The sequence below is a fragment of the Bacillus sp. CH_48 genome (assembly GCF_038008465.1).
Taxonomy (GTDB): domain Bacteria; phylum Bacillota; class Bacilli; order Bacillales; family Bacillaceae_G; genus Bacillus_A; species Bacillus_A thuringiensis_S.
In genome coordinates, this window is sequence record NZ_JBBOZF010000001.1 from 3041049 (window position 1) to 3064236 (window position 23188).

Sequence of the window (23188 nt, forward strand, 5' to 3'; positions counted from 1 at the left end):
TCATGTACTGTAATGGTAAGAATAAAAAATGGATGATGCAATACAATTAATCCTAAAAATGGAATTAGAGGAGGGCGTATGTGCAAAAAAATTGGTTTTTGGGGATTTATTATTTCTTGTAGTCTATTAATCATTTTAAATCTATTTACAAACAATGAATGGATAAGTATCAACCCTCTTTTTGGGTTTGTTTTTATACTGTTATACCGATGGGATGACATGAAACAACATAGTAAGAAAAGCATTGGAATTATGATAGGTATCATTGTTGTTTGCTCATTTTTCATAGGGTTTATTTTAATAGAAGGACAGAAACAGATGGAGAAAATGTCTATTTTTCAAGAATGGATGTCTTCTGCAAAAGGTCTTTATATTGTAATTGTAGTTGTTATTTTTCTTAGGTTCACGATAAGAATATGGAGTTACATATTAAAGAGAGGATAGAATGGAGGTAGTAAGAATGAGAGGAAAAATAGGATATTATGGTATGCTCGTTTGTTTACTATTATCAGTTATTTCAGGGCAATTTTTAAAAAGTGAATGGGTACCAGTTATATTATGTATAGGAGTATTGATTTTTGCACCTATGTATCGCTGGAATGAATGGAAAGCATATAGTCGAAAAAAGAAAATAGTTTTCAGCATCGAATTTGTCATTATAATCAGCACAATTCCGTTTTTGTTATGGAAAGGAAATGAGATAATAGATGGAATTGTAATGTTTCAAGGGTGGTAGTTTATTGCGAAAATGCTATATTTAATATGCATTTTAATGTTGGTAGTGGTAGTCACTAAAATAATAAACGAAAAGCTATTCGTTAATGAATAAAAGAAAATGCCACCTTATTCGGTGGCATTTCCTCATTTTACTGCATGAGCTTTTTGCATCTTTTTAATTAAACGAATTTGTCCACGATGATTGATTTCATCTTCAAAAACGTGAAACCACTTAAAATAGTTATTTGCTGGTTTGTCATACCAAAAGTCTGTCGTTTTAAATAACCATTCATCAGGTAACGATTGAAAAGTCTCGATTGTCTTGGAACGTAATTCTTGTAATGTATTTATGTAAAATTCTATAGCGTTTCCTTTTATTTTCTCACGTCCAAGATCGCCTAATTCAATGCCAGGTAACCAGCGTTCTAATTCAGCCTCCGTTGGTTCACGGTCTTCAAAAGTATGAATCTGGTAGTAAAATTCAATAGCAGCCATATGATACAATAACATGCCAATTGAATTTGCTTCCTTATCATATAAATAATCAAGTTCTTCAATTGTTAAACTTTCCACTGCTTGCATTGTTGTATAGCGAGCGTAATTCATCATGGAAACAAGCTTTGAAAATTCTACATGTAAACCCTCCAATTTATCAATTACAAAATTCAATTAAAATTCCCCCTCTTTAAATGAATACTCCAGAGAAGGAATTCTATGTGCAAAAAAAAGTTTTGTTTAAACCTTCATAATATTAACAAGGGATTACAATTAGTTCTCTATTTGATTTTGTAATAACGTCATAACCACCTTTGGTGATGACAATATCATCTTCAATTCTACAACCGCCCCAGTTCGGTATGTAAATGCCCGGCTCAACTGTAACAACCATACCTTCTTGTAAAGTTGTCTTGCTTTCTTAGGATAGGCGAAGTGGTTCATGTATTTCTAACCCAAGACCGTGCCCGGTAGAGTGTCCAAAGTATTGACCGTATCCATGTTCTGTAATGTAATTCCTCGTTATATCATCGATACTTTTCGCAGTTTCTCCAGGCTTAATTGCTTCAGTCCCACGCTTTAACGCTTCTCGTACAACATTGTATATTTTTTGGAATTCTTCTGATGGTTCTCCGATTGCTACGGTACGTGTTATATCGGAACAATATCCGTCGTAAAGTGCACCGAAGTCTAATGTAACGATATCGCCTCGTTCGATTATTTTATTTGATGCAACTCCACGGGGAAGTGAAGAACGAACGCCTGAGGCTACAATGATTTGGAATGAAGAAGATGTAGCCCCTTTTTTTCGCATGAAAAATTCTAACTCATCTCGAACGTCAGTCTCGCTTATTCCAGGCTTTAGAAATGTAACAATATGGTGAAATACTTCGTCAGCGATTGTAGCTGCGATTTTCATTGTTTCTATTTCAGATGTGTCTTTAATAAGTCGAATATCTTCAATGATCTCACACACTGGAACCATTTCTGTATGTATATATTTTTGTAGTTTCTTAAATTGTTGCAAAGTCATATTATTGTCTTCTATACCAAGTTTTTGAATGTTTAATTTTGATACTTGATTTGCAACTTCTTCTTCTAAATTTCCTTTATGCATAATAATTTCTGCTGCTTTTATTTCCGTTTTTGCTTGATCTACGTAACGGAAATCAGTAATGAAAATAGCTTTATGCGCAGCAATTAAGACAACGCCTGCGCTACCTGTAAAGTTTGTTGCGTATTGACGGTTTTCTTTTTTGTAATCAGTAATCCGTCAATTTCATAGTTTTGTAGTTGATTTTGGATTTTATTAATTTTTAAAGTCATGTTAATTCCCCCTATTCACAGTATTGAATAAAGCAAATAGCGTGCCAAAATGTATATTTGAAGAAAGGATAGTAGGGAAAACATATATTTTAGAGGAGATAAAAAAATAGCCCGCCATTTGCGGGAGACGGTTTATTCATAAAATCCAGATTGCTTCAATAAATAGCAGGGGGATGAAGAAATATTGATTGAAATTGCACTTGTACGTTATTTACATGCTGTAAAAAAATTTATACAAATGTGAAATGATACTGTCAATTTTTTTGACAATATGGAATGGATATAGCAACTAAATTGAAAATAAATAAAAAATGCGTTACTTATTAGCAACGCATTTTTGTATTTACGCTTTTAATTTCATTACAGTATCAGCGTCCGGTGTTACATATACGGTTTGCTGATTGTCGTACGTAACAAAACCAAGTTTTGCACCACTCGGTTTTTTGACATGGCGTATTTTGGTGAAATCAACAGGTACAGAGCTAGACTCTTTCGCTTTACTGTAATACGCAGCAATTTTGGCAGCTTCTAGTAAAGTTTCTTCAGCAGGCTCTAAAGAACGAATGACAACGTGAGAGCCAGGTATGTCTTTCGTATGTAACCAAATTTCATCACGGCGGGCAAACTTCGTTGTTAAATAATCATTTTGTTTATTGTTTTTACCAACGAAAATCTCTGTACCATCACTTGCTAAATATTTATCTAATACTGGTTTAGTAGGTTTTTTCTTTGTGTTTTTCGTTTTGCGATTGCGCACATAACCTTCTTCAGCTAATTCCTCACGAATTTCTTCAATATCTTTTGAAGAAGCAGCTTCCATTTGTTGAAGTAAGCTATCAAAATAAAGAATTTCTTCATTTGTTTTTTCGATTTGTTCTTCTACAATAACAACTGAATTTTTCGCTTTTTGGTACTTTTGGAAATAGCGTTGCGCATTGTCAGATGGTGTTTTTAAAGGATCTAATGTAATTTTTACAGTTCCGCTATTTTCGTCGTAATAGTTAACGACTTCAATATCTTTATCCCCTTTTTTCAAAGCGTACATATTGGCTGTAAGTAGTTCTCCAAATAGTTGATATTTATCTGCCTTTCCGGCATCTTGCAGTGTTTTTTCGAGTTTAATGAGTTTTTTCTCGTTTTTATTTTTTTCGTTTTGCATAAAGCGTTCTAAATCATGAGCTTGTTGTTTTACACGATCACGTTCTGCTTTGCCAAAGAAGAAACGATCTAACAATTCGCTCACTGATGAGAATGTTTTTTCTTCTCCTTGCAAGTGTGTAAGAGGGAAAAGATAAAAGAATTCTTTTCCATTTGCAGTAATCATTGCTGGTGTATATGCATGAGATAGTAATGGTGTTTGTATAGAGAAAAATGCTTCTGATAATGCTTTCTCGTTTACCATACCGGCTTTCTTTACTACTTCTTTTGCAAATAATGGGGATATTCCCATGAAAGCCCCGACGAGTTGTTTATCCATATTTCCAGATAGAAAGTCTAGCGGTCTAATAAAATCATCTGCGGTTTCAATTTGCAGAGGATTGATTTTATGTTGGGCTGGTGGCGCGACGTACTCAGCACCAGCATATACAGTTCGGTGACGGTTTACGGCTAATGAAACGTGTTTTAAGCTATCTAAAATCACGTTTGTTTTCGTATCTAATAAGATAATGTTGCTATGTCTTCCCATTATTTCAATTACTAATGTTTTTAATGATTCGTCTCCGATTTCATTACGACTGCGAACTGTAATTTGGATAATCCGTTCTAAGTCGATTTGTTCAATTTTTTCAATAAATCCACCTTCTAAATGTTTACGAAGAAGCATACAAAACATCGGCGGTATTGCTGGCGAATCGTAGTTTTGATTCGTTAAGTGCATACGCGCATATGTAGGATGAGATGAAAGAATTAGTTTTTGGTTCTTTCCATTCGCTCGAATATGTAATAAAATCTCGTATTTTGAAGGTTGGTATATTTTGGAAATCCTTCCCGTGTAAAGAGAATTTTCAATTTCATGTGTAATCGCTCTTGTAAATAATCCATCGAATGCCATTAATGAACACTCCTTTCTAACTAAAAGTTAATTATAGCATTTTTTTGGACGAGGCTGAATAAGCTTTCAATAGAGTATGTCTGGAATCAGGAGGTCGATGGCAGGATGAACTGGTATGGAATGCGAGCACATGAAGTGGAAGAAAGAACGAATACGAATGTAAAGGTTGGACTTACGGAGAAAGAAGCAGAAGGGCGAATTAAGAAATTTGGTACAAATGAATTAGAAGAAGCAAAAAGGCCTTCTGCACTAATGGTATTTTTAGCGCAATTTAAAGATTTCATGGTACTCGTTTTGTTTGGAGCAACAATTGTTTCTGCGTTTTTAGGTGAATACATTGATTCTATTGCTATTGTTGCCATTGTTATTATCAATGGTATTCTCGGCTTTTTTCAAGAAAGAAAAGCTGAAAAATCATTGGAAGCTTTAAAGGAACTAGCTGCTCCACAAGTTACTGTAATGCGGAATGGAAAGTGGGTAAAAGCACCATCTAAAGCACTTGTTTTAGGTGATATTATTAAGTTTTCCAGTGGTGATCGTATTGGGGCTGATGTGCGTCTTGTTGAGGCATCAAGTTTATATATTGAAGAGTCTGCTTTGACAGGGGAGTCCGTACCTGTGCAAAAGAAGGTAGAAGCATTGCAAGGGCAAGAGGTTGCAATTGGTGATCAAAAAAATATGGCTTTTATGGGGACAATGATTACGCGAGGATCTGGAACAGGTGTCGTTGTAGCAACTGGTATGAATACAGCGATGGGTCAAATTGCAAATATGTTACAAAATGCAGAGCAAATGGAAACACCACTGCAAAGAAGGTTAGAACAGCTCGGAAAAATATTAATTATTGTAGCTCTTATTTTGACAGCGCTCGTTGTATTGGCTGGTGTGTATCAAGGGAATGAAGTATATCATATGTTTTTAGCTGGCGTATCGCTAGCTGTTGCGGCTATTCCAGAAGGGTTGCCAGCAATTGTTACAGTAGCTTTATCACTTGGTGTACAGCGTATGATAAAAAAGAGAGCAATTGTACGAAAGTTACCAGCCGTAGAAACGTTAGGTTGTGCTTCCGTTATATGTTCTGATAAAACGGGGACAATGACGCAAAACAAAATGATGGTAACACATATGTGGTCAGGCGGAGAATTGTGGAAAGTGACAGGGCAAGGATATGAACCTAATGGCTCTTTTATGAAAGGTGAAATAGAAGTGAATCCAGCTAAGACAAAAGCACTTTATCAGCTACTTACATTTGGTTCACTATGTAACAATGCAAATATTATTCAAAAGAAAAAGGCGTACGTATTAGATGGAGATCCAACAGAGGGAGCGCTTGTAGCTGCAGCAATGAAAGCTGGGATTACACGTGAGGCATTGAAAGGGAAATTTGAAATTATTCGTGAATTTCCATTTGATTCAACTCGAAAAATGATGAGTGTTATTGTACGAGATCGAGAGGGGAAGAAGTTTATTGTTACGAAGGGAGCACCGGACGTTCTTTTGCAAATGAGTCAAACGATTTTATGGGGGGATAAGCAGCAGCCGTTAAGTGAGTTATATAGAAGAGAAGTACAGGCGGCTATTCATAGCTTAGGTAGTCAAGCGCTTCGAACAATTGCAGTTGCGTTTAAACCTTTAAAAGTCACGGATTCTATTGAACATGAAAGAGACGTTGAAAAAGATTTTATGTTGGTTGGGATACAAGGTATGATTGACCCGCCAAGGCCAGAAGTGGCGCAGGCGGTAAAAGAGTGTAAAGAAGCTGGTATTCGAACGGTAATGATTACAGGTGATCATAAAGTGACAGCAATGGCGATTGCTGAACAATTAGGAGTTTTGCCACCAGATGGACGCGTTGTTGAAGGCGTAGAACTCGCGAATATGGATGTGGAGGAATTAGAAAATGTTGTAGAAGATACGTATGTATTCGCTCGTGTATCACCTGAGCATAAATTAAAAATTGTTAAGGCACTGCAAAATCAAGGACATATAGTAGCCATGACAGGCGATGGAGTGAACGATGCTCCAGCTATAAAAACAGCGGATATTGGGATAGCGATGGGAATTACAGGGACAGATGTTGCGAAAGAGGCCTCTTCACTTGTTTTACTAGACGATAATTTTGCTACAATTAAATCAGCAATTAAAGAAGGAAGAAATATATACGAGAACATACGTAAGTTTATTCGCTACTTATTGGCGTCAAACGTTGGAGAAATTTTAGTCATGTTATTTGCGATGTTACTTGCATTACCACTGCCGATGGTTCCTATTCAAATTTTATGGGTGAACTTAGTTACTGATGGTTTACCAGCGATGGCATTAGGTTTGGATAAGGCTGAAGGAGATGTGATGAAGAGAACGCCGCGCCACCCGAAAGAAGGGGTATTCGCTAGAGGGCTTGCGTGGAAAATAATAAGTCGAGGGTTTTTAATTGGGGCAGTGACGTTAGTAGCGTTTATTATTGCGTATAACCAACATCCAAATGAACTGAAATATGCACAAACTGTAGCGTTCGCGACGTTGGTACTTGCTCAGCTTATTCATGTATTTGATTGTCGTAGTGAGCATTCTGTCTTTCACCGCAATCCATTTGGGAACGTGTATTTAGTAGGGGCGGTTATCATTTCGTTACTACTCATGCTAGTGGTTATATATTATCCACCGTTACAACCGATCTTTAGCACAATGCCGATACAAGCAAGAGATTGGTTATTAATTGGAGGTTTGTCATCAATTCCGACTTTCTTACTAGTAGGTTCTTTATTAACAGGGAAAAAGGCGAAAAAGAAAAAGCCAATGTTATATAAGAAGGGATTAAACTTGAAATAGTCAATGTTATGAAAATGTGATATAATTTACAGAAGGTAGTAGAGCCTTGTCTCTATTACCTTTTTCATTGAGTTATTTTATGGCTTGGATGTGATAAAAATGATTTCTAGTATGACAGGGTTTGGAAGATCGAAAGTAGAAAGTGATACTTTTCAAATTACAGTAGAAATGAAATCGGTGAACCACCGTTTTTTAGAGATGAGTATTCGACTTCCTAAGCAAATGATGGTATTTGAGGACAAAATTCGTAAAATAATTGCACAGCAAGTTCGACGTGGACGCATTGAGGTGTCTATTAGTATAGCAGGTGAAGGACTTGTTGAAAGAAAATTAAGTGTGAATTGGTCACTTCTTGAGCAGTACCAATCGATGATGGAAGATATAAAAGGAAAGTTTCAATTACAAGATTCTATTACACTCGAGCAATTAATGGCAATGCCAGAAGTAACAGCAATTGAAGAAATAGAAAATGTAAATGAACATTTTGAGAACAGTTTATATGAGGCTGTTCGTCAAGCTGCTCATATGTTGAAAACGATGAGAGATGGCGAAGGAGAACGATTACATAAAGATATAGCGTATCGTTTACAAGAGATTAGCAATTGTGTAAATGCAATTATTCCACATGCACCAATTGTTACACAAAAATATCGTGAACGATTAGAAAATCGCTTAAAAGAATTACATAATCAAGAGTTAGATGAACAAAGATTGCTAACAGAAGTCGCAATCTTTGCAGAGCGTTGTGATATTCATGAAGAGTTAGTTCGTTTGCAAAGTCATTTAGAGCAATTTCATGAAACATTGCAGATTGAAGAGCCTGTTGGAAGAAAAATGGATTTCATCGTGCAAGAGATGCATAGAGAAATTAATACGATTGGTTCTAAGGCAAATGACTTAACAATTTCAAAATATGTTGTAGAAATGAAAAATAACCTTGAAAAAATTCGTGAACAAGTACAAAATATTGAGTAGCTTTCAAAAAATATATAAAGTTATACGTGGTGGAGAAATCGGATAGACTTACTAGGAGGCGCAAACTATGGCCATGCGGTTTTTAAATATTGGATACGGAAATATTGTATCTGCTCATCGAATTATTGCTATTGTAAGTCCGGAGTCAGCTCCTATTAAACGAACAGTACAGGAAGCACGCGAACATAATGCTTTGCTTGATGCTACGTATGGGAGAAAAACAAGGGCGGTTATTGTTATGGATGATGGGCATGTTGTATTAAGTCCAATTCAACCAGAGACGATTGCACATCGTTTGAATAATAAAGAAGATTTAAGTGAGGAAGGGTAGGTTTTACATATTTATGAGAAGTAGAAGAGGATTGCTCATCGTTCTTTCAGGGCCTTCTGGGGTTGGAAAAGGAACGGTTCGTAAAGAGCTGTTTAGCCATGAGGATACACGTTTTCAGTACTCTATTTCAGTAACGACACGTAAGCCGCGTGAAGGTGAAGTAGATGGTGTGGATTATTTCTTTAAAGAAAGAGAAGAATTCGAGGAAATGATTCGTAATGAAAGATTACTTGAGTGGGCTGAGTTCGTAGGTAATTATTACGGAACACCGATTGACTATGTTGAAAAAACATTACAAGAAGGAAAAGATGTATTCTTAGAAATTGAAGTGCAAGGAGCAATTCAAGTTAAGAAAGCTTTCCCAGAAGGTGTATTTATTTTCTTAGCACCTCCAAGTTTATCTGAACTAAAGAGCCGTATTGTCGGCCGTGGTACAGAGACTGAAGATGTTATTGAAAATCGTTTAACTGTAGCGAAAGAAGAAATCGAGATGATGGACGCTTACGACTATGTAGTAGAAAACGATCAAGTTGAATTAGCTTGTGATAGAATTAAAGCAATTGTGGTTGGCGAACATTGCCGCCGCGAAAGGGTAGCAAAATATTATAAAGAAATGACGGAGGGTCTATAATTATGTTAAATCCATCAATTGACTCATTACTACAAAAAATCGATTCTAAATACACACTAGTAACAGTGGCTGCAAAGCGTGCACGTGAAATGCAACTTGCTAATAACTGTGTTGTAGAGCAACCGGTTTCTCATAAGTGTGTAGGTAAAGCATTAGAAGAAATCGATGCGGAAGTATTAAGCTACGTACCAAGTGAAGATAAAGTTGCTGAATAAGCCTTTGCCTTCGACAAAATAAAACATAGACTTTATAATTTTCTATGTAACGGTAACAACCTATTTACAAGTAGGTTGTTATTTTTTTACGAAAGGAATGAAATATTGGTACTGACGAGCTGGGAATTCTATTTCAGTATTATAAGTTTGAAAAAGAAAGAGGACGAGTCATATGCTAAAAGGGAAAAAGATACTTCTATGTGTAACAGGAGGCATTGCGGTTTTTAAAGCAGCTGCGTTAACGAGTAAATTGACACAATCTGGCGCGATTGTAAAAGTAATGATGAGTGAGTCGGCAATGAAGTTTGTTACGCCTCTTACATTCCAAGCACTTTCTCGCCATGATGTATATACGGATACATTTGATGAGAAAGACTCGGCTGTTATTGCTCATATTGATTTAGCAGATTGGGCGGATGTTGTACTTGTCGCACCTGCTACTGCCAATTGTATTGGAAAGTTAGCTGGTGGTATTGCAGATGATATGATTACAACTACTTTGTTAGCTACTGCAGCTCCGGTATGGATTGCGCCTGCTATGAATGTGCATATGTATGAAAATAAAATTGTTCAAAAAAATATGATGACATTGAAAACGCTAGGATATACGTTTATTGAGCCTGGGGAAGGCTTTTTAGCATGTGGATATGTAGCAAAGGGACGACTAGAAGAACCTGAAGCGATTATCGCACGGTTAGAGGAAGCTTTCTCAGAACACAAACCATTGCAGGGAAAAAGAATATTAATAACTGCTGGCCCAACACGTGAAAAGGTTGATCCAGTTCGTTTTATGACGAATTTTTCTTCTGGAAAAATGGGGTATGCGATTGCAGAAGTGGCGGCGAATTTAGGCGCTGATGTTATACTCGTTTCAGGACCGACAGCATTAAATCCACCGTTACATGTAACGACAGTGCAAGTGGAATCTGCACAAGATATGTTAGAAGCAGTTCTTCAACATTATCAAAACGTAGACGTTGTCATTAAAACAGCAGCAGTTGCAGATTATCGTCCGAAATATGTTCATGATAATAAAATGAAAAAGCAAAATGGTGATGCTGTCATTGAACTCGAAAGAACGGTGGATATTTTAAAAACGTTAGGTCAGAAAAAGGATAAACAGTTACTTATCGGTTTTGCTGCTGAAACGACAAATGTAGAGGAATATGCAACGAAAAAACTACGTGAGAAAAATGCAGATATGATTGTCGCGAATGATGTAAAAGCGCAAGGAGCTGGATTTGGCACGGATACGAATATTGTAACGATGTATAGAAAAGATGGAAAAGTTATTGAGTTGCCACTTTTAATGAAAAAAGAGGTAGCTCGTGAAATATTAAAGCAAATTGAAATGATGTTAGAAGATGATCGTTTATGAAATTTGCAAGTGTAATTGTTGATGTACCTGCCCGTCAGACAGATCGACCATTTGATTACATTATCCCTAAAAAATGGGAAGATATTGTACAGACAGGAATGCGGGTAGTAGTTCCGTTTGGGCCAAGAAAATTGCAAGGTTTTATTATTGGGATTAAAGATTCGGTGGATGTAGAAAGTAAGAAGTTAAAGACGATCCATGAAATATTAGATGTAACACCGGTTTTAAATGATGAATTATTAAAACTTGGATATTGGCTTACAAGTGAAACGTTATGCTACATGATTTCAGCTTTTCAAGTGATGCTTCCAACTGCGATAAAAGCAACGTATAAAAAACGTCTACAACTTTGTAAACAGGAAGAAATAGCACCTGAAATACTATATTTATTTCAGGATAAAGAAGCAATTGATTTTGAAGTAATCGAGCAACAGCCACATTTATACCGGACTATTCAACAAGAAATTAAAAATGGTACGGTTGAAGTCGTTTATCAAGTGAAAGATAAAGTACAAAAGAAGAAGCAAAGAGTTGTTCAGCCGGAGTTGCCAGAAGATAAATTAGAATTAGCGGCATTTGAACTGAAAAGTAAAAAACAACAAGATGTACTCTATTATTTTGTGGAAAATTATAAAAGTGTACCGTTGAAAGTAATTACAGAAGAGTTACAAATAACAGATGCTCCAATAAAAGCACTTGTTAAAAAGGGATTCATTTCAGAAAAGTATGTGGAAGTATACCGAAATCCGTATGACGATGATGGTTTTGAACAAACGAAACCATTGCCACTTACGGAGGAACAAAAACAAGTTATTACACCGATTTTATCATCAATTACAAATGAAACTTATAATCCATTTTTACTATATGGTGTTACAGGAAGTGGAAAGACAGAAGTATATTTACAATCTATAGCAGCAGTGCTCGAGAAAGGAAAAGAAGCTATCGTTCTTGTTCCTGAAATTGCACTAACACCCCAAATGGTGGATCGTTTTAAAGGTAGGTTTGGCTCGCAAGTTGCAGTTCTTCATAGTGCGTTGTCTGTTGGAGAAAAGTATGACGAGTGGCGTAAGATTTTAAGAAAAGAAGTGAAAGTTGTAGTTGGTGCGCGTTCAGCCGTTTTTGCGCCTTTTGAGAATTTAGGGATTATTATTATTGATGAAGAGCATGAATCAAGTTACAAACAAGAAGATAATCCAAGGTATCATGCAAGAGATGTGGCTGTCTGGAGAGGGCAATACCATAAATGTCCTATCGTTCTTGGTAGTGCGACACCAACACTTGAATCGTTTGCAAGGGCGAAAAAAGGTGTTTATGAACTACTAACAATGGAAAAACGTATGAATGAACAAGCTTTACCAACGGTAGAGATTGTTGACATGCGAGAAGAACTTCGTGACGGGAATCGATCAATGTTTTCTAAGGCGCTGCATGAAAAAATAGCAGATCGATTAGAAAAGAAAGAACAGATGGTACTCTTCTTAAATAGAAGAGGTCATTCTACATTTGTTATGTGCCGTGATTGTGGATATGTTGTACAATGTCCGCATTGTGATATTTCATTGACATATCATAAAATGAATCATCGTTTAAAATGTCATTATTGTAGTTACGAAGAAAATATGCCAACTGAGTGTCCAGCTTGTCAAAGTACATACATTCGTTTCTTTGGTACAGGTACACAAAAGGTAGAAGAAGAAATTACAAAACTATTTCCAGAGGCGCGAGTCATTCGAATGGATGTAGATACGACAAGTCGAAAAGGAATGCATGAAAAATTATTAAAGGCGTTTGGGGAAGAAAAAGCAGATATATTACTTGGAACACAAATGATTGCTAAAGGATTAGATTTTCCAAAAGTAACGCTTGTTGGGGTTTTAACTGCAGATACGATGCTTCACTTACCTGATTTTCGTGCAAGTGAAAAGACATATCAGTTATTGACGCAAGTAAGTGGACGAGCGGGTAGACATGAATTGCCAGGGGAAGTTGTGATTCAAACGTATACGCCAGAACATTACAGTATAGAGTTAGCGAAGAACCAACAATATGATGTGTTTTTTGACCAAGAAATGCAAATGAGACGAACAAGACAATATCCTCCATATTACTATGTTGTACTCGTAACCGTATCTCATCCTGAATTATTAAAAGCGGTACAAGTGACGGAAAAAATTGCCTCGTATTTACGAACGCATTGCTCGCAGCAAACAATGGTGTTAGGACCAGTTGCTTCAGCAATTCCAAGGATAAAAGATAGATATCGTTATCAATGCATGATAAAATACAAACGGGAACCAAACTTAAAGAACGTGCTCAAAATGGTAAATGAACATTATCAAGCAGAAATGCAAAAAGAGCTACAAATCTCAATTGATTTTAATCCAACAATGTTAATGTAGCGGAGGGAAATATGGCAGTTTTAGAAATAGTAAAGCATCCAAATGAAGTGTTAGAAACACCATGCGAAAGAGTAATTAACTTTGATAAAAAGTTAGTGAAATTGTTGAAAGATATGCATGAAACAATGTTAATTGCGGACGGAGTCGGTTTAGCTGCGCCTCAAGTAGGTGTAAGCTTGCAAGTAGCGGTTGTTGATGTCGATGATGATACTGGGAAAATCGAGTTAATCAATCCATCAATATTAGAAAAACGTGGTGAACAAGTAGGTCCCGAAGGATGTTTAAGCTTCCCGGGACTTTATGGTGAAGTAGAACGTGCGGATTATATTAAAGTAAGAGCACAAAATCGCCGTGGGAAAGTATTTTTATTAGAAGCGGAAGGATTTTTAGCGCGTGCAATTCAACATGAAATCGATCATTTACACGGTGTTTTATTTACATCGAAAGTGACAAGATATTATGAAGAAAACGAACTAGAATAGGTGTTAAAAGGAGCGGTTTTTAAATGATAAAAGTAGTGTTTATGGGAACACCGGACTTTTCAGTGCCGGTGCTTCGTCGTCTTATTGAAGATGGCTATGAGGTAGTAGGTGTTGTGACGCAACCTGATCGTCCAGTAGGTAGAAAAAAAGTATTAACACCTACACCTGTTAAAGTTGAAGCGGAAAAACATGGTATCCCTGTGTTACAGCCGTTAAAAATTCGTGAAAAAGATGAATATGAAAAAGTATTGGCATTAGAGCCAGATTTAATTGTAACAGCTGCATTTGGTCAGATTGTACCAAATGAAATTTTAGAAGCACCGAAGTATGGATGTATTAATGTCCACGCTTCTTTACTTCCTGAACTTCGTGGTGGTGCACCAATTCATTATGCAATTATGGAAGGTAAAGAAAAAACAGGTATTACAATTATGTATATGGTAGAAAAATTGGATGCTGGTGATATCTTAACGCAAGTGGAAGTGGAAATTGAAGAGCGTGAAACGACAGGCTCATTATTTGATAAATTAAGTGAAGCAGGAGCACATCTTCTATCTAAAACAGTACCTTTATTAATTCAAGGTAAGTTAGAACCGATTAAACAAAACGAAGAAGAAGTAACGTTTGCGTACAATATAAAACGTGAGCAAGAGAAAATTGATTGGACAAAAACAGGTGAAGAAGTATACAATCACATTCGCGGATTGAATCCATGGCCAGTTGCTTATACAACTTTAGCAGGACAAGTTGTTAAAGTATGGTGGGGAGAAAAAGTGCCTGTAACTGAACCGGCTGAAGCAGGTACGATTGTTGCGATCGAAGAAGATGGTTTTGTAGTAGCAACTAGTAATGAAACAGGTGTTAAAATTACTGAATTGCAACCTTCTGGTAAAAAGCGTATGAGTTGTTCACAATTTTTACGTGGAACAAAACCTGAAATTGGAACGAAGTTAGGAGAAAATGCATGAGACAAAATGTTCGTGAATTAGCTCTTGATGGTTTAATTCAAGTGGAAAAAAGTGGTGCATATAGCAACTTACTTTTAAATAATTTAATTGAAAAAAGTGCAATTGATAGAAAAGATATTGGTTTATTAACTGAAATTGTATATGGAACGATTCAACGTCGTGACACATTAGATTATTATTTACAGCCTTTTTTAAAAAAGAAGGTTGAGGCGTGGGTAAGAGTATTGCTTCGCTTATCTTTATATCAAATGATTTATTTAGACCGAGTGCCAGAAAGAGCGGCTATTCATGAAGCGGTTGAGATTGCAAAGCGTCGCGGGCATAAAGGAATTGCTGGTATGGTGAACGGTGTATTACGTTCGATTCAGAGAGAAGGTGTACCTTCTGTAGATGAAATCAAGGATCCAGTAGAACGGCTTGCAATTGCGATGAGTCATCCAGTTTGGCTTGTACAAGAGTGGACTTCTGCATATGGCTTAGAAACTGCAGAGAAAATGTGCGAAGTAAATATGTTACCTCCTGTACCTACAGCGCGTGTGAATGTTGATAAGGTAACGGTAGAAGAAGCGATTGAGTTGTTGGCAAGTGAAGGTATAGAAGCAAAACGTGGTGACTTGTCAGATGATGCAATTCAGATTGAAAGAGGAAATGTAGCGCATACAGAAGCGTTTAAAAAAGGATTTCTTTCTATTCAAGATGAAAGTTCTATGCTTGTAGCACGCGCTTTAGAACCAAATGAGGGAGAGACAGTTCTTGATAGTTGTGCGGCTCCTGGTGGTAAAACTACGCATATAGCTGAGCGTTTAAAGGGAACTGGTAAAGTAATGTCTCTTGATTTACATGCACACAAAGTACGTTTAATTAAACAGCAAGCAGAGCGACTTGGGTTAGAAAATGTCGAAACAAAAGCGCTAGATGCTAGAAAAGTGCAAGAGCACTTTTCAAATGAAACGTTTGATAAAATATTGGTAGATGCACCGTGTTCTGGATTTGGTGTAATTAGACGTAAGCCTGATATTAAGTTAGGAAAAGATAAAGGCGATAGTGAAAGATTATCGACGATTCAACTTGCGATACTAGAAAAAATAGCACCGTTATTAAAACAAGGCGGTCGTCTTGTTTATAGTACGTGCACAATTGAGAAAATAGAAAATGAACAAGTAATAGATAAATTTTTAAAAGAACATCCTGAATTTGAATGGGATACTACGATAAAAGAACGTATGCCAGAAAAATTAAGTCCGTATATTAATGAAGGTCAAGTACAAATTTTACCGCATTATTTTGCAACGGATGGCTTTTACATTGCTTGTTTAAGGAAGAAGGTGTAGCATCATGGAAACGACTGTAAGAAAACAAAAGAAAAATGTAGAAACGAAGAAACCATCAATTTACTCTTTACAAATTCATGAAATGCAAGATTGGTTAAAGGAACAAGGAGAACCGAAGTTCCGCGCTGGACAAATTTTTGACTGGCTATATAAAAAACGTGTAAAAAATTATGAGGATATGTCAAACCTTTCTAAAGGATTGCGTGATAAATTGTCGAATTCCTTTGATATTACTACTTTAAACACGTTAGTAAAACAAACGTCTTCGGATGGAACGATTAAATTCTTATTCCAATTATATGACGGGTATTCTATTGAAACGGTATTAATGCGACATGAATATGGAAATTCCATTTGTGTAACAACGCAAGTTGGTTGTCGTATTGGATGTACGTTCTGTGCTTCGACGCTTGGTGGACTAAAACGAAACCTAGAAGCTGGAGAAATCGTAGCGCAAGTAGTAGAAGTTCAGCGTGCGCTTGATGAAACAGAAGAACGTGTAAGCTCTCTTGTTGTTATGGGAATTGGAGAACCATTTGATAATTACGATAATTTAATGGGATTCTTACGCATCACTAACCATGAAAAAGGACTTCATATTGGTGCTAGACATATGACTGTTTCGACGAGTGGAATTATCCCGAAAATTTATAAGTTTGCTGAAGAAGAACTACAAATTAATTTTGCGATTTCATTGCATGCTCCAAACTCAGAATTACGTTCAAAATTAATGCCGATTAACCGTGCTTATAAATTACCGGATTTAATGGAAGCTATTAAATACTATGTAAATAGAACAGGGCGCCGTATTACTTTTGAATATGGATTATTTGGAGGAGAAAATGACCAAGTTGAGCACGCTGAAGAGCTTGCTGCGCTCTTAAAAGGTGTAAAATGTCATGTAAACTTAATCCCGGTAAACTACGTACCTGAACGTGATTATGTACGTACACCACGTGAGCAAATTTTCTTGTTCGAGAAAACGTTAAAAGATCGTGGAGTGAATGTAACGATTCGCCGTGAACAAGGTCATGATATTGACGCAGCCTGCGGTCAGTTGCGTGCGAAGGAGCGCAAAGAAGAGACGAGGTGACGAGATGAAAGCCGTATTTCTATCGGATAAAGGAAAAGTTCGTCAACATAATGAAGATAGTGCAGGAGTTTTTCACAATTTAGATGGAAATGTTTTAGCGGTAGTAGCAGATGGAATGGGAGGTCATCGAGCTGGTGATGTAGCTAGCTCGATGGCCATTCAATTATTCCATGATTATTGGAAGCAAACGCATAATATGAATGAACCGAAAAAAGTAGAACAATGGTTACATACTAGTGTTGGGATTATTAATGAGCGCATATATGAATACGCTCAGCAAAATGTAGAATGTAATGGTATGGGAACAACGCTTATAATAGCTGTTTGTACACCAAGTTTTGTGACGATAGGGCATATAGGAGATAGTCGTTGCTATATGGTATCAGAAGGAGAAATGACGCTTGTAACGGAAGATCATTCGCTTGTAAATGAGCTTGTGAGACATGGTGAAATTTCAAAGGAAGATGCAGAGTATCATCCGAAAAAGAATGTGTTATTAAGAGCGCTAGGAACAGAAGAAAAAGTTGGATTAGATGTTAAAACGTTGGTGCTTGAGGAAGATGATCAATTACTTCTTTGCTCTGATGGGTTATCAAACAAAGTTTCTATTGATGATATGCAACAAATTTTACAGTTAAATGAACAGCTTGAAGGTAAAGGGCAGCGTCTCATTCAATTGGCGAATGATCGCGGTGGAGAAGATAATATCACACTTGTTCTTATTGATTATGCGGGTTCGACAAACGAAAGTAGGTGAAGTGCAACGTGCTGATTGGAAAACGCTTAAATGACCGTTATAAGCTGCTGAAAATGATTGGTGGTGGCGGAATGGCCAATGTATATTTAGCTCATGATGATATACTTGGCCGAGATGTAGCGGTAAAAATATTAAGACTCGACTACTCAAATAACGAAGAGTTTATTAAACGTTTCCATCGAGAAGCGCAGTCTGTTACAACGTTGTCGCATCCAAATATTGTGAATATGTATGATGTCGGAGAAGAAGATGGTATATATTATCTTGTCATGGAATATGTACCCGGGCAAACATTGAAGCAATACATAATTGAGCGAGGTATGTTACCTATAGGAGAAGCTCTTGATATTATGGAGCAGTTAACATCCGCCATGGCACACGCCCATCATTTTGAAATTGTGCATCGTGATATAAAGCCGCACAATATTTTAATTCGAGCTGATGGAATAATAAAAGTAACAGATTTTGGAATTGCGACAGCTACAAGTGCAACAACAATTACACATACAAATTCAGTACTGGGTTCAGTCCATTATTTATCACCAGAACAGGCACGTGGCGGGATAGCAAATAAACAATCGGATATTTATTCTCTTGGAATAGTTATGTTTGAATTGTTAACAGGAAGACAACCGTTTTCTGGCGAATCTGCTGTTGCTATAGCTTTAAAACATTTACAAAGTGAAATCCCATCACCAAAAAGATGGAATGAAAATATTCCGCAAAGTGTTGAAAATATTATATTAAAGGCAACTGCAAAAGATCCTTTCCATCGATATCAATCTGCCAATGCGATGAAGCGAGATATTGAAACTGCGCTATATCCAGAGAGGATAAATGAGCAACCATTTTACATACCAGAAGATATGGAAGCGACGAAAGCGATTCCGATTATTCAACAAGAACAATTATTTGAAAATGTAAGTGATGAAACGATTGTTTTAAAAGGGAGTAAGGTGGAAGAACCGATAAGAGCAGAAGAAGCAGAGTTAGATAAGAAGAAAAAACGGAGTAACAAGTGGCTTAAAGTTTTAATTTCAACATTTTTATTTTTAGCAATAGGAATAACATTAGCGCTTACGGTTATTCCAGGATTATTTATTCCGAAAGATGTGAAAGTGCCTGATGTGGCTGGTATGAAATACACGACAGCTGTAAATACGTTAGTAGAAAAGGGCTTTGAGGTGACGGAGCCTAATATTGTATATACAGATGATGTTGAAGTTGGGGATGTAATAAAAACGGAACCTGTAGCAGGAAGAGTCGTAAAAGAAAACGCTAAAATTACTATCTATCAATCAGGTGGAAAAAAGAAAAGTAAGATGGCGAATTTCACAGGGCAAAACTTTGAGAGTGTAAAAGCTGAGTTAGAAGAAAAATATAAACAAGTTACAGTAAATTATATTGAAAATGATAAGCCGAAAGGTGAAATTGTAGAGCAAATTCCGACGCCTGATCAAATGGTTATAGAAGCGGAGCAAGAACTGAAAATCTGGGTAAGTAAAGGTCCTTATCAAATTAGACCAGGTGACTTTTCGGGGTGGACTGAAAATAGTGTAACTGGTTATTTGAATGAGAGAAAACTAACGTCAGATATAAAACGAGAGTACTCAGATTCAGTCGAAAAAGGACTTGTAATTTCGCAATTTCCAAAACCAGGTACACCATTAAAAGAGGGAGATAAAGTAACTATTATTATCTCTGATGGTCAAAAGCCTAAAGTGACTAAAACGGTAAAAGTGGACAATATCTCTATCCCATATGAGCCTGCTGTAACAGGTGAAAAAAAGCCGCAAACAATAGAAATTTATAAAGAAGACATGCAGCAAAAAATGGATAGACCGGTTGAAACGAGAACAATTACTGAATCAGCGACTATTTCTTTAGAATTTGTAATTCAAGAAGGTTCAAAGGGACACTATAAAATTGTACGAGATGGAGTAACGATTATTGATAAAGAAGTACCATATCCAACTCAATAATAGTGAAAGTCTACTTATTATTATTGCCTGTTATGCTGTCTACAAAGTGGACGGTATAGCAGGCAAAAATATATGATTCAAAAAGCTAGTAAAGTGATGCAGCTGTAAATATTTTTTTGCATTTAATGGAAGATTTAATGTATATTAGCGAAAGTATATATGGTAGGTTTTGAAATCGTTATTTGGAAAATTTAAATCCATTCATTTTTAAATTCAGCATCACCTTATACAAAAAAAGGAGAATTCTATGCCAGAAGGAAAAATTATAAAAGCTTTAAGTGGGTTTTATTACGTGCAGCATGAAGAAGGGGTTACGCAATGTCGTGGGCGAGGTGTATTTAGAAAAAATAAAATTACACCACTTGTAGGAGACCAAGTTGTTTTTCAGGCAGATAATCCAACTGAAGGTTATGTGCTTGAAGTGTTTGATCGAAAAAATGAACTTGTTAGACCTCCTATTGCTAATGTCGATCAAGCGATCCTTGTGTTCTCTGCAGTAGAACCAGATTTTAATCCTGGACTGTTAGATCGATTTTTAGTGCTGATTGAATATCATAACATTAAGCCAATTATTTGTATTAGCAAGATGGATTTAGTAGATGAAAAGATGAAAGCAACTGTTGAAGCTTATGCGAATGATTATCGTGAGATGGGTTATGATGTTTTATTTACTTCTATTAATACGTCAGAAAGTATTGATATATTAAAACCATACTTAGAAAATTGTGTTTCTGTTGTTGCGGGTCAATCTGGTGTTGGGAAATCTTCAATGCTTAATGTGCTACGTCCAGAATTAGAGCTGAAAACAAATGATATTTCCTCCCATTTAGGACGCGGGAAGCATACGACAAGACACGTAGAATTAATTGCAATTGGGAGTGGACTAGTAGCAGATACACCGGGTTTTAGTTCACTAGATTTCATTGATATAGAAGTAGAAGATCTTACATATTGTTTTCCAGAGTTGAAAGAAGCGAGCCAATACTGTAAATTTAGAGGGTGTACACATCTTTCTGAACCGAAATGTGCTGTGAAAGCTGCGGTTGAAGAAGGGAAGATTACAGAATATCGCTATAAGAACTATAAACAATTCGTAGAAGAAATTAGAGAGAGAAAGCCGAGGTATTAGTTATGATTAAAATTGCACCATCGATTTTATCAGCAGATTTTTCAAAATTAGGGGAAGAGATTAAAGATGTAGAAAAGGGCGGAGCGGATTACATTCACGTTGACGTAATGGATGGACATTTCGTACCAAATATTACGATTGGACCATTAATTGTAGAAGCTATCCGTCCAATTACATCATTACCATTAGATGTACATTTAATGATTGAAAATCCTGATAACTATATCCCGACTTTCGCACAAGCGGGAGCGGATATTATTACTGTTCACGCAGAGGCGTGTCCACATCTGCATCGTACAATTCAGTTAATTAAATCTCACGGTATTAAAGCGGGCGTTGTATTAAATCCACATACGCCAGTTTCAGTGATTGAGCATGTATTAGAAGATATAGATATGGTATTACTTATGACAGTAAACCCTGGATTTGGTGGACAGAAGTTTATCCATTCTGTATTACCGAAAATTAAACAAGTTGCAGACATGGTGAAAGAGCGCAATCTAGAAGTAGAAATTGAAGTTGATGGTGGTGTAAATGCTGAAACAGCAAGACTTTGTGTGGAAGCAGGAGCAAATGTACTTGTAGCTGGATCAGCAGTATACAATCAAAAAGACCGCGGTGAAGCAATTCGCGTAATTCGTGGGTAGTGATGAACTTTTATCCTAGTAAGGTATTCATAGGATAGGGTAAAAATATGTAAAAAGGCAATCTACCGAATGGCAGATTGCCTTTTTACAATGGAAGGGGAAGAAAAAATGATTATTCATATTTTGGCAGGAGGACCTTCGGAATATTGCGCAGATTTTGCTCGATATGAGAATGAGGAAGTAGTGTGGGCTGCGGTTGATAGGGGAGTATACCGTCTATTAAAGAAAGGGATTACCCCGGCTGTTGCGTTTGGAGATTACGATTCAGTTACTGAAGAAGAATTAGTATGGATGGGACAGCAAACGAACGAATTACATATTGTTCCGCGGGAAAAAGATCAAACGGATTTAGAAATTGCAATCAACTGGGCATTAGGACAGAAGCCGGCACTAATTCGTATTTTTGGTGCTACCGGTGGAAGACTTGATCACGGTTTGGCAAATATACAAATGCTTTTAAAAGGGTTAGAAGTAGAGATAGAAATGTGTATTGTGGACAATAAAAATGAAATAACAGTTAAAAAAGTGGGTACACATATAATTGAAGAAAATAAAAATTTTCCTTATGTATCTTTTGTACCAGTTACTGAAATAGTGGAAGGGATTACATTGTTTGGTTTTAAGTACCCTCTTACTAATAAAACAATAGAGTGGGGATCAACACTTTGTATTAGTAACGAACTCGTTGAGGAAAAAGGTACTTTTTCATTTACTTCTGGCATATTAATGTTGATAAGAAGCACTGATTGAAGAAACAATTTTGCTCCTTACATCATATAGTGACCAAGTGGAGTAATGGGGATTAGGAGGGAAACCATGAGATTTTATACAATTAAGTTACCTAAATTTCTTGGTGGAATTGTTCGTGCAATGTTAAATACCTTCAAAAAAGATTAAAAAAGCACCTATCACCGGTGCTTTTTCCATTGTTATAGTAAAAAAAGAGCCTATCGGCTCTTTTTTTTATTATTAAACACGTTCGATTTTGCCAGATTTTAATGCTCTAGCAGAAACGTAAACACGTTGAACTTTTCCGTCGATGCGTACGCGAACTTTTTGAAGGTTAGCGCCCCACTTACGTTTTGTAGCGTTCATTGCGTGAGAACGAGAGTTACCAGAACGAGCTTTTCTTCCAGTAATAGCACAAACACGAGCCATTTATATTTCCCTCCCTTGATACCTTACCATACGTAATTTTTCAATGTTAGTCTTTTATGCGATGCTAAAAACACTACTATAATTTAACACAACTAAAAAGAGAATGCAACACCGTAGAAAAAAGAAATCAAGAAAATTTACTTGACACTATATGTCAATGAAGAAAAGTTAAAATCCATAAAAATTGCTTGACATATTATAGTGGTACATGTTGTATAATAACAATGGACTATTTTGCTCATCATAAAAAAGTGTAATTTAAAACATAAAATATGAGAGTGAAAAGAAA

At 36.4% G+C, this 23188-nt stretch carries 21 protein-coding genes and 2 pseudogenes; 19 read left to right on the plus strand and 4 right to left on the minus strand.

Features of this window, described 5'->3' with window-relative positions; genetic code table 11:
• Positions 1 to 45 precede the first annotated feature (45 nt).
• Entirely contained in the window at positions 46 to 444 is a 399-nt protein-coding gene (locus N2V92_RS15480; RefSeq protein WP_307840425.1) for a YoqO family protein, read from the plus strand.
• A 16-nt stretch (positions 445 to 460) separates the two neighbouring features.
• A pseudogene (locus N2V92_RS15485) lies at positions 461 to 829 on the plus strand (YoqO family protein).
• A 32-nt stretch (positions 830 to 861) separates the two neighbouring features.
• On the opposite strand, the gene N2V92_RS15490 reads toward N2V92_RS15485, so the two are convergent.
• The 3 genes and pseudogenes from N2V92_RS15490 to N2V92_RS15500 form a co-directional block, all read right to left on the minus strand.
• Entirely contained in the window at positions 862 to 1386 is a 525-nt protein-coding gene (locus N2V92_RS15490) for a DinB family protein (RefSeq protein WP_001012054.1), read from the minus strand.
• Positions 1387 to 1468: 82 nt separating this feature from the next.
• Positions 1469 to 2538, minus strand: a pseudogene (locus tag N2V92_RS15495) (M24 family metallopeptidase).
• A gap of 343 nt (positions 2539 to 2881) precedes the next feature.
• A complete protein-coding gene (locus tag N2V92_RS15500) occupies positions 2882 to 4591 on the minus strand; it encodes an Rqc2 family fibronectin-binding protein (RefSeq protein ID WP_000863282.1) in 1710 nt (569 codons plus the stop codon).
• Between the two features lie 105 nt (positions 4592 to 4696).
• On the opposite strand from N2V92_RS15500, the gene N2V92_RS15505 reads away from it, so the two are divergent.
• From N2V92_RS15505 to spoVM, 17 genes are all read left to right on the plus strand, one after another.
• On the plus strand, positions 4697 to 7420 hold the full coding sequence (locus N2V92_RS15505; RefSeq protein WP_001104763.1) for a calcium-translocating P-type ATPase, SERCA-type: 2724 nt from the start codon (positions 4697 to 4699) through the stop codon (positions 7418 to 7420).
• A gap of 99 nt (positions 7421 to 7519) precedes the next feature.
• Positions 7520 to 8395 (plus strand): YicC/YloC family endoribonuclease, encoded by an 876-nt coding sequence (locus tag N2V92_RS15510; RefSeq protein WP_000625867.1) that lies wholly within the window; start codon positions 7520 to 7522, stop codon positions 8393 to 8395.
• A gap of 67 nt (positions 8396 to 8462) precedes the next feature.
• The gene (gene remA, locus N2V92_RS15515; RefSeq protein WP_001251456.1) at positions 8463 to 8726 is read left to right on the plus strand and encodes an extracellular matrix/biofilm regulator RemA; all 264 of its coding nucleotides are present in this window, start codon (positions 8463 to 8465) and stop codon (positions 8724 to 8726) included.
• A 13-nt stretch (positions 8727 to 8739) separates the two neighbouring features.
• Positions 8740 to 9357 carry a guanylate kinase gene (gene gmk / locus N2V92_RS15520; protein ID WP_001257742.1) on the plus strand — a complete coding sequence of 206 codons (618 nt, stop codon included), beginning with the start codon at positions 8740 to 8742 and terminating at the stop codon, positions 9355 to 9357.
• Between the two features lie 2 nt (positions 9358 to 9359).
• Positions 9360 to 9572: a DNA-directed RNA polymerase subunit omega gene (rpoZ, locus tag N2V92_RS15525; RefSeq protein ID WP_000933962.1), complete on the plus strand. Its 213-nt coding sequence runs from the start codon at positions 9360 to 9362 to the stop codon at positions 9570 to 9572.
• Positions 9573 to 9744: 172 nt separating this feature from the next.
• On the plus strand, positions 9745 to 10950 hold the full coding sequence (gene coaBC / locus N2V92_RS15530) for a bifunctional phosphopantothenoylcysteine decarboxylase/phosphopantothenate--cysteine ligase CoaBC (RefSeq protein WP_000911744.1): 1206 nt from the start codon (positions 9745 to 9747) through the stop codon (positions 10948 to 10950).
• Positions 10947 to 13352, plus strand: coding sequence for a primosomal protein N' (gene priA, locus N2V92_RS15535; RefSeq protein WP_000666722.1), 2406 nt, complete (start codon positions 10947 to 10949; stop codon positions 13350 to 13352). The genes coaBC and priA overlap by 4 nt, the downstream gene beginning before the upstream one ends.
• Before the next feature lie 11 nt (positions 13353 to 13363).
• The gene (gene def / locus N2V92_RS15540) at positions 13364 to 13834 is read left to right on the plus strand and encodes a peptide deformylase (protein ID WP_000279470.1); all 471 of its coding nucleotides are present in this window, start codon (positions 13364 to 13366) and stop codon (positions 13832 to 13834) included.
• Positions 13835 to 13857: 23 nt separating this feature from the next.
• Positions 13858 to 14802, plus strand: coding sequence for a methionyl-tRNA formyltransferase (gene fmt / locus N2V92_RS15545; protein WP_000598805.1), 945 nt, complete (start codon positions 13858 to 13860; stop codon positions 14800 to 14802).
• Positions 14799 to 16133 (plus strand): 16S rRNA (cytosine(967)-C(5))-methyltransferase RsmB, encoded by a 1335-nt coding sequence (gene rsmB, locus N2V92_RS15550; RefSeq protein WP_001249661.1) that lies wholly within the window; start codon positions 14799 to 14801, stop codon positions 16131 to 16133. Before fmt ends, rsmB begins: the two co-directional genes overlap by 4 nt.
• Positions 16134 to 16137: 4 nt before the next feature.
• Complete coding sequence (gene rlmN / locus N2V92_RS15555) at positions 16138 to 17226, plus strand: 23S rRNA (adenine(2503)-C(2))-methyltransferase RlmN (RefSeq protein WP_000450548.1); 1089 nt, start codon at positions 16138 to 16140, stop codon at positions 17224 to 17226.
• A gap of 4 nt (positions 17227 to 17230) precedes the next feature.
• On the plus strand, positions 17231 to 17983 hold the full coding sequence (locus N2V92_RS15560) for a Stp1/IreP family PP2C-type Ser/Thr phosphatase (protein WP_000648708.1): 753 nt from the start codon (positions 17231 to 17233) through the stop codon (positions 17981 to 17983).
• 8 nt (positions 17984 to 17991) lie between these two features.
• Positions 17992 to 19965: a Stk1 family PASTA domain-containing Ser/Thr kinase gene (gene pknB / locus N2V92_RS15565; RefSeq protein ID WP_000904752.1), complete on the plus strand. Its 1974-nt coding sequence runs from the start codon at positions 17992 to 17994 to the stop codon at positions 19963 to 19965.
• A 247-nt stretch (positions 19966 to 20212) separates the two neighbouring features.
• Positions 20213 to 21094 (plus strand): ribosome small subunit-dependent GTPase A, encoded by an 882-nt coding sequence (gene rsgA, locus N2V92_RS15570; protein ID WP_001113932.1) that lies wholly within the window; start codon positions 20213 to 20215, stop codon positions 21092 to 21094.
• A 2-nt stretch (positions 21095 to 21096) separates the two neighbouring features.
• The gene (rpe, locus tag N2V92_RS15575; protein ID WP_000589970.1) at positions 21097 to 21741 is read left to right on the plus strand and encodes a ribulose-phosphate 3-epimerase; all 645 of its coding nucleotides are present in this window, start codon (positions 21097 to 21099) and stop codon (positions 21739 to 21741) included.
• A 69-nt stretch (positions 21742 to 21810) separates the two neighbouring features.
• Positions 21811 to 22491 carry a thiamine diphosphokinase gene (locus N2V92_RS15580; protein WP_000752665.1) on the plus strand — a complete coding sequence of 227 codons (681 nt, stop codon included), beginning with the start codon at positions 21811 to 21813 and terminating at the stop codon, positions 22489 to 22491.
• A 66-nt stretch (positions 22492 to 22557) separates the two neighbouring features.
• Complete coding sequence (spoVM, locus tag N2V92_RS15585) at positions 22558 to 22638, plus strand: stage V sporulation protein SpoVM (protein WP_001213599.1); 81 nt, start codon at positions 22558 to 22560, stop codon at positions 22636 to 22638.
• Positions 22639 to 22710: 72 nt separating this feature from the next.
• Here the strand turns inward: spoVM and rpmB are convergent, their stop codons facing one another.
• Positions 22711 to 22899, minus strand: coding sequence for a 50S ribosomal protein L28 (gene rpmB / locus N2V92_RS15590; RefSeq protein WP_000124776.1), 189 nt, complete (start codon positions 22897 to 22899; stop codon positions 22711 to 22713).
• Positions 22900 to 23188: the final 289 nt, after the last annotated feature.

What these genes read in the sequence shown, in the direction of transcription:
- fmt (WP_000598805.1), top strand. Translation starts at nt 13,858, where the DNA reads ATGATAAAAGTAGTGTTTATGGGAACACCGGACTTTTCAGTGCCGGTG.
- N2V92_RS15560 (WP_000648708.1), top strand. Translation starts at nt 17,231, where the DNA reads ATGAAAGCCGTATTTCTATCGGATAAAGGAAAAGTTCGTCAACATAAT.
- N2V92_RS15500 (WP_000863282.1), bottom strand. Translation starts at nt 4,591, where the DNA reads ATGGCATTCGATGGATTATTTACAAGAGCGATTACACATGAAATTGAA.
- priA (WP_000666722.1), top strand. Translation starts at nt 10,947, where the DNA reads ATGAAATTTGCAAGTGTAATTGTTGATGTACCTGCCCGTCAGACAGAT.
- N2V92_RS15510 (WP_000625867.1), top strand. Translation starts at nt 7,520, where the DNA reads ATGATTTCTAGTATGACAGGGTTTGGAAGATCGAAAGTAGAAAGTGAT.
- N2V92_RS15505 (WP_001104763.1), top strand. Translation starts at nt 4,697, where the DNA reads ATGAACTGGTATGGAATGCGAGCACATGAAGTGGAAGAAAGAACGAAT.
- rsmB (WP_001249661.1), top strand. Translation starts at nt 14,799, where the DNA reads ATGAGACAAAATGTTCGTGAATTAGCTCTTGATGGTTTAATTCAAGTG.
- def (WP_000279470.1), top strand. Translation starts at nt 13,364, where the DNA reads ATGGCAGTTTTAGAAATAGTAAAGCATCCAAATGAAGTGTTAGAAACA.
- rsgA (WP_001113932.1), top strand. Translation starts at nt 20,213, where the DNA reads ATGCCAGAAGGAAAAATTATAAAAGCTTTAAGTGGGTTTTATTACGTG.
- gmk (WP_001257742.1), top strand. Translation starts at nt 8,740, where the DNA reads ATGAGAAGTAGAAGAGGATTGCTCATCGTTCTTTCAGGGCCTTCTGGG.
- rpmB (WP_000124776.1), bottom strand. Translation starts at nt 22,899, where the DNA reads ATGGCTCGTGTTTGTGCTATTACTGGAAGAAAAGCTCGTTCTGGTAAC.
- rlmN (WP_000450548.1), top strand. Translation starts at nt 16,138, where the DNA reads ATGGAAACGACTGTAAGAAAACAAAAGAAAAATGTAGAAACGAAGAAA.
- remA (WP_001251456.1), top strand. Translation starts at nt 8,463, where the DNA reads ATGGCCATGCGGTTTTTAAATATTGGATACGGAAATATTGTATCTGCT.
- spoVM (WP_001213599.1), top strand. Translation starts at nt 22,558, where the DNA reads ATGAGATTTTATACAATTAAGTTACCTAAATTTCTTGGTGGAATTGTT.
- N2V92_RS15580 (WP_000752665.1), top strand. Translation starts at nt 21,811, where the DNA reads ATGGCAGATTGCCTTTTTACAATGGAAGGGGAAGAAAAAATGATTATT.
- rpe (WP_000589970.1), top strand. Translation starts at nt 21,097, where the DNA reads ATGATTAAAATTGCACCATCGATTTTATCAGCAGATTTTTCAAAATTA.
- coaBC (WP_000911744.1), top strand. Translation starts at nt 9,745, where the DNA reads ATGCTAAAAGGGAAAAAGATACTTCTATGTGTAACAGGAGGCATTGCG.
- rpoZ (WP_000933962.1), top strand. Translation starts at nt 9,360, where the DNA reads ATGTTAAATCCATCAATTGACTCATTACTACAAAAAATCGATTCTAAA.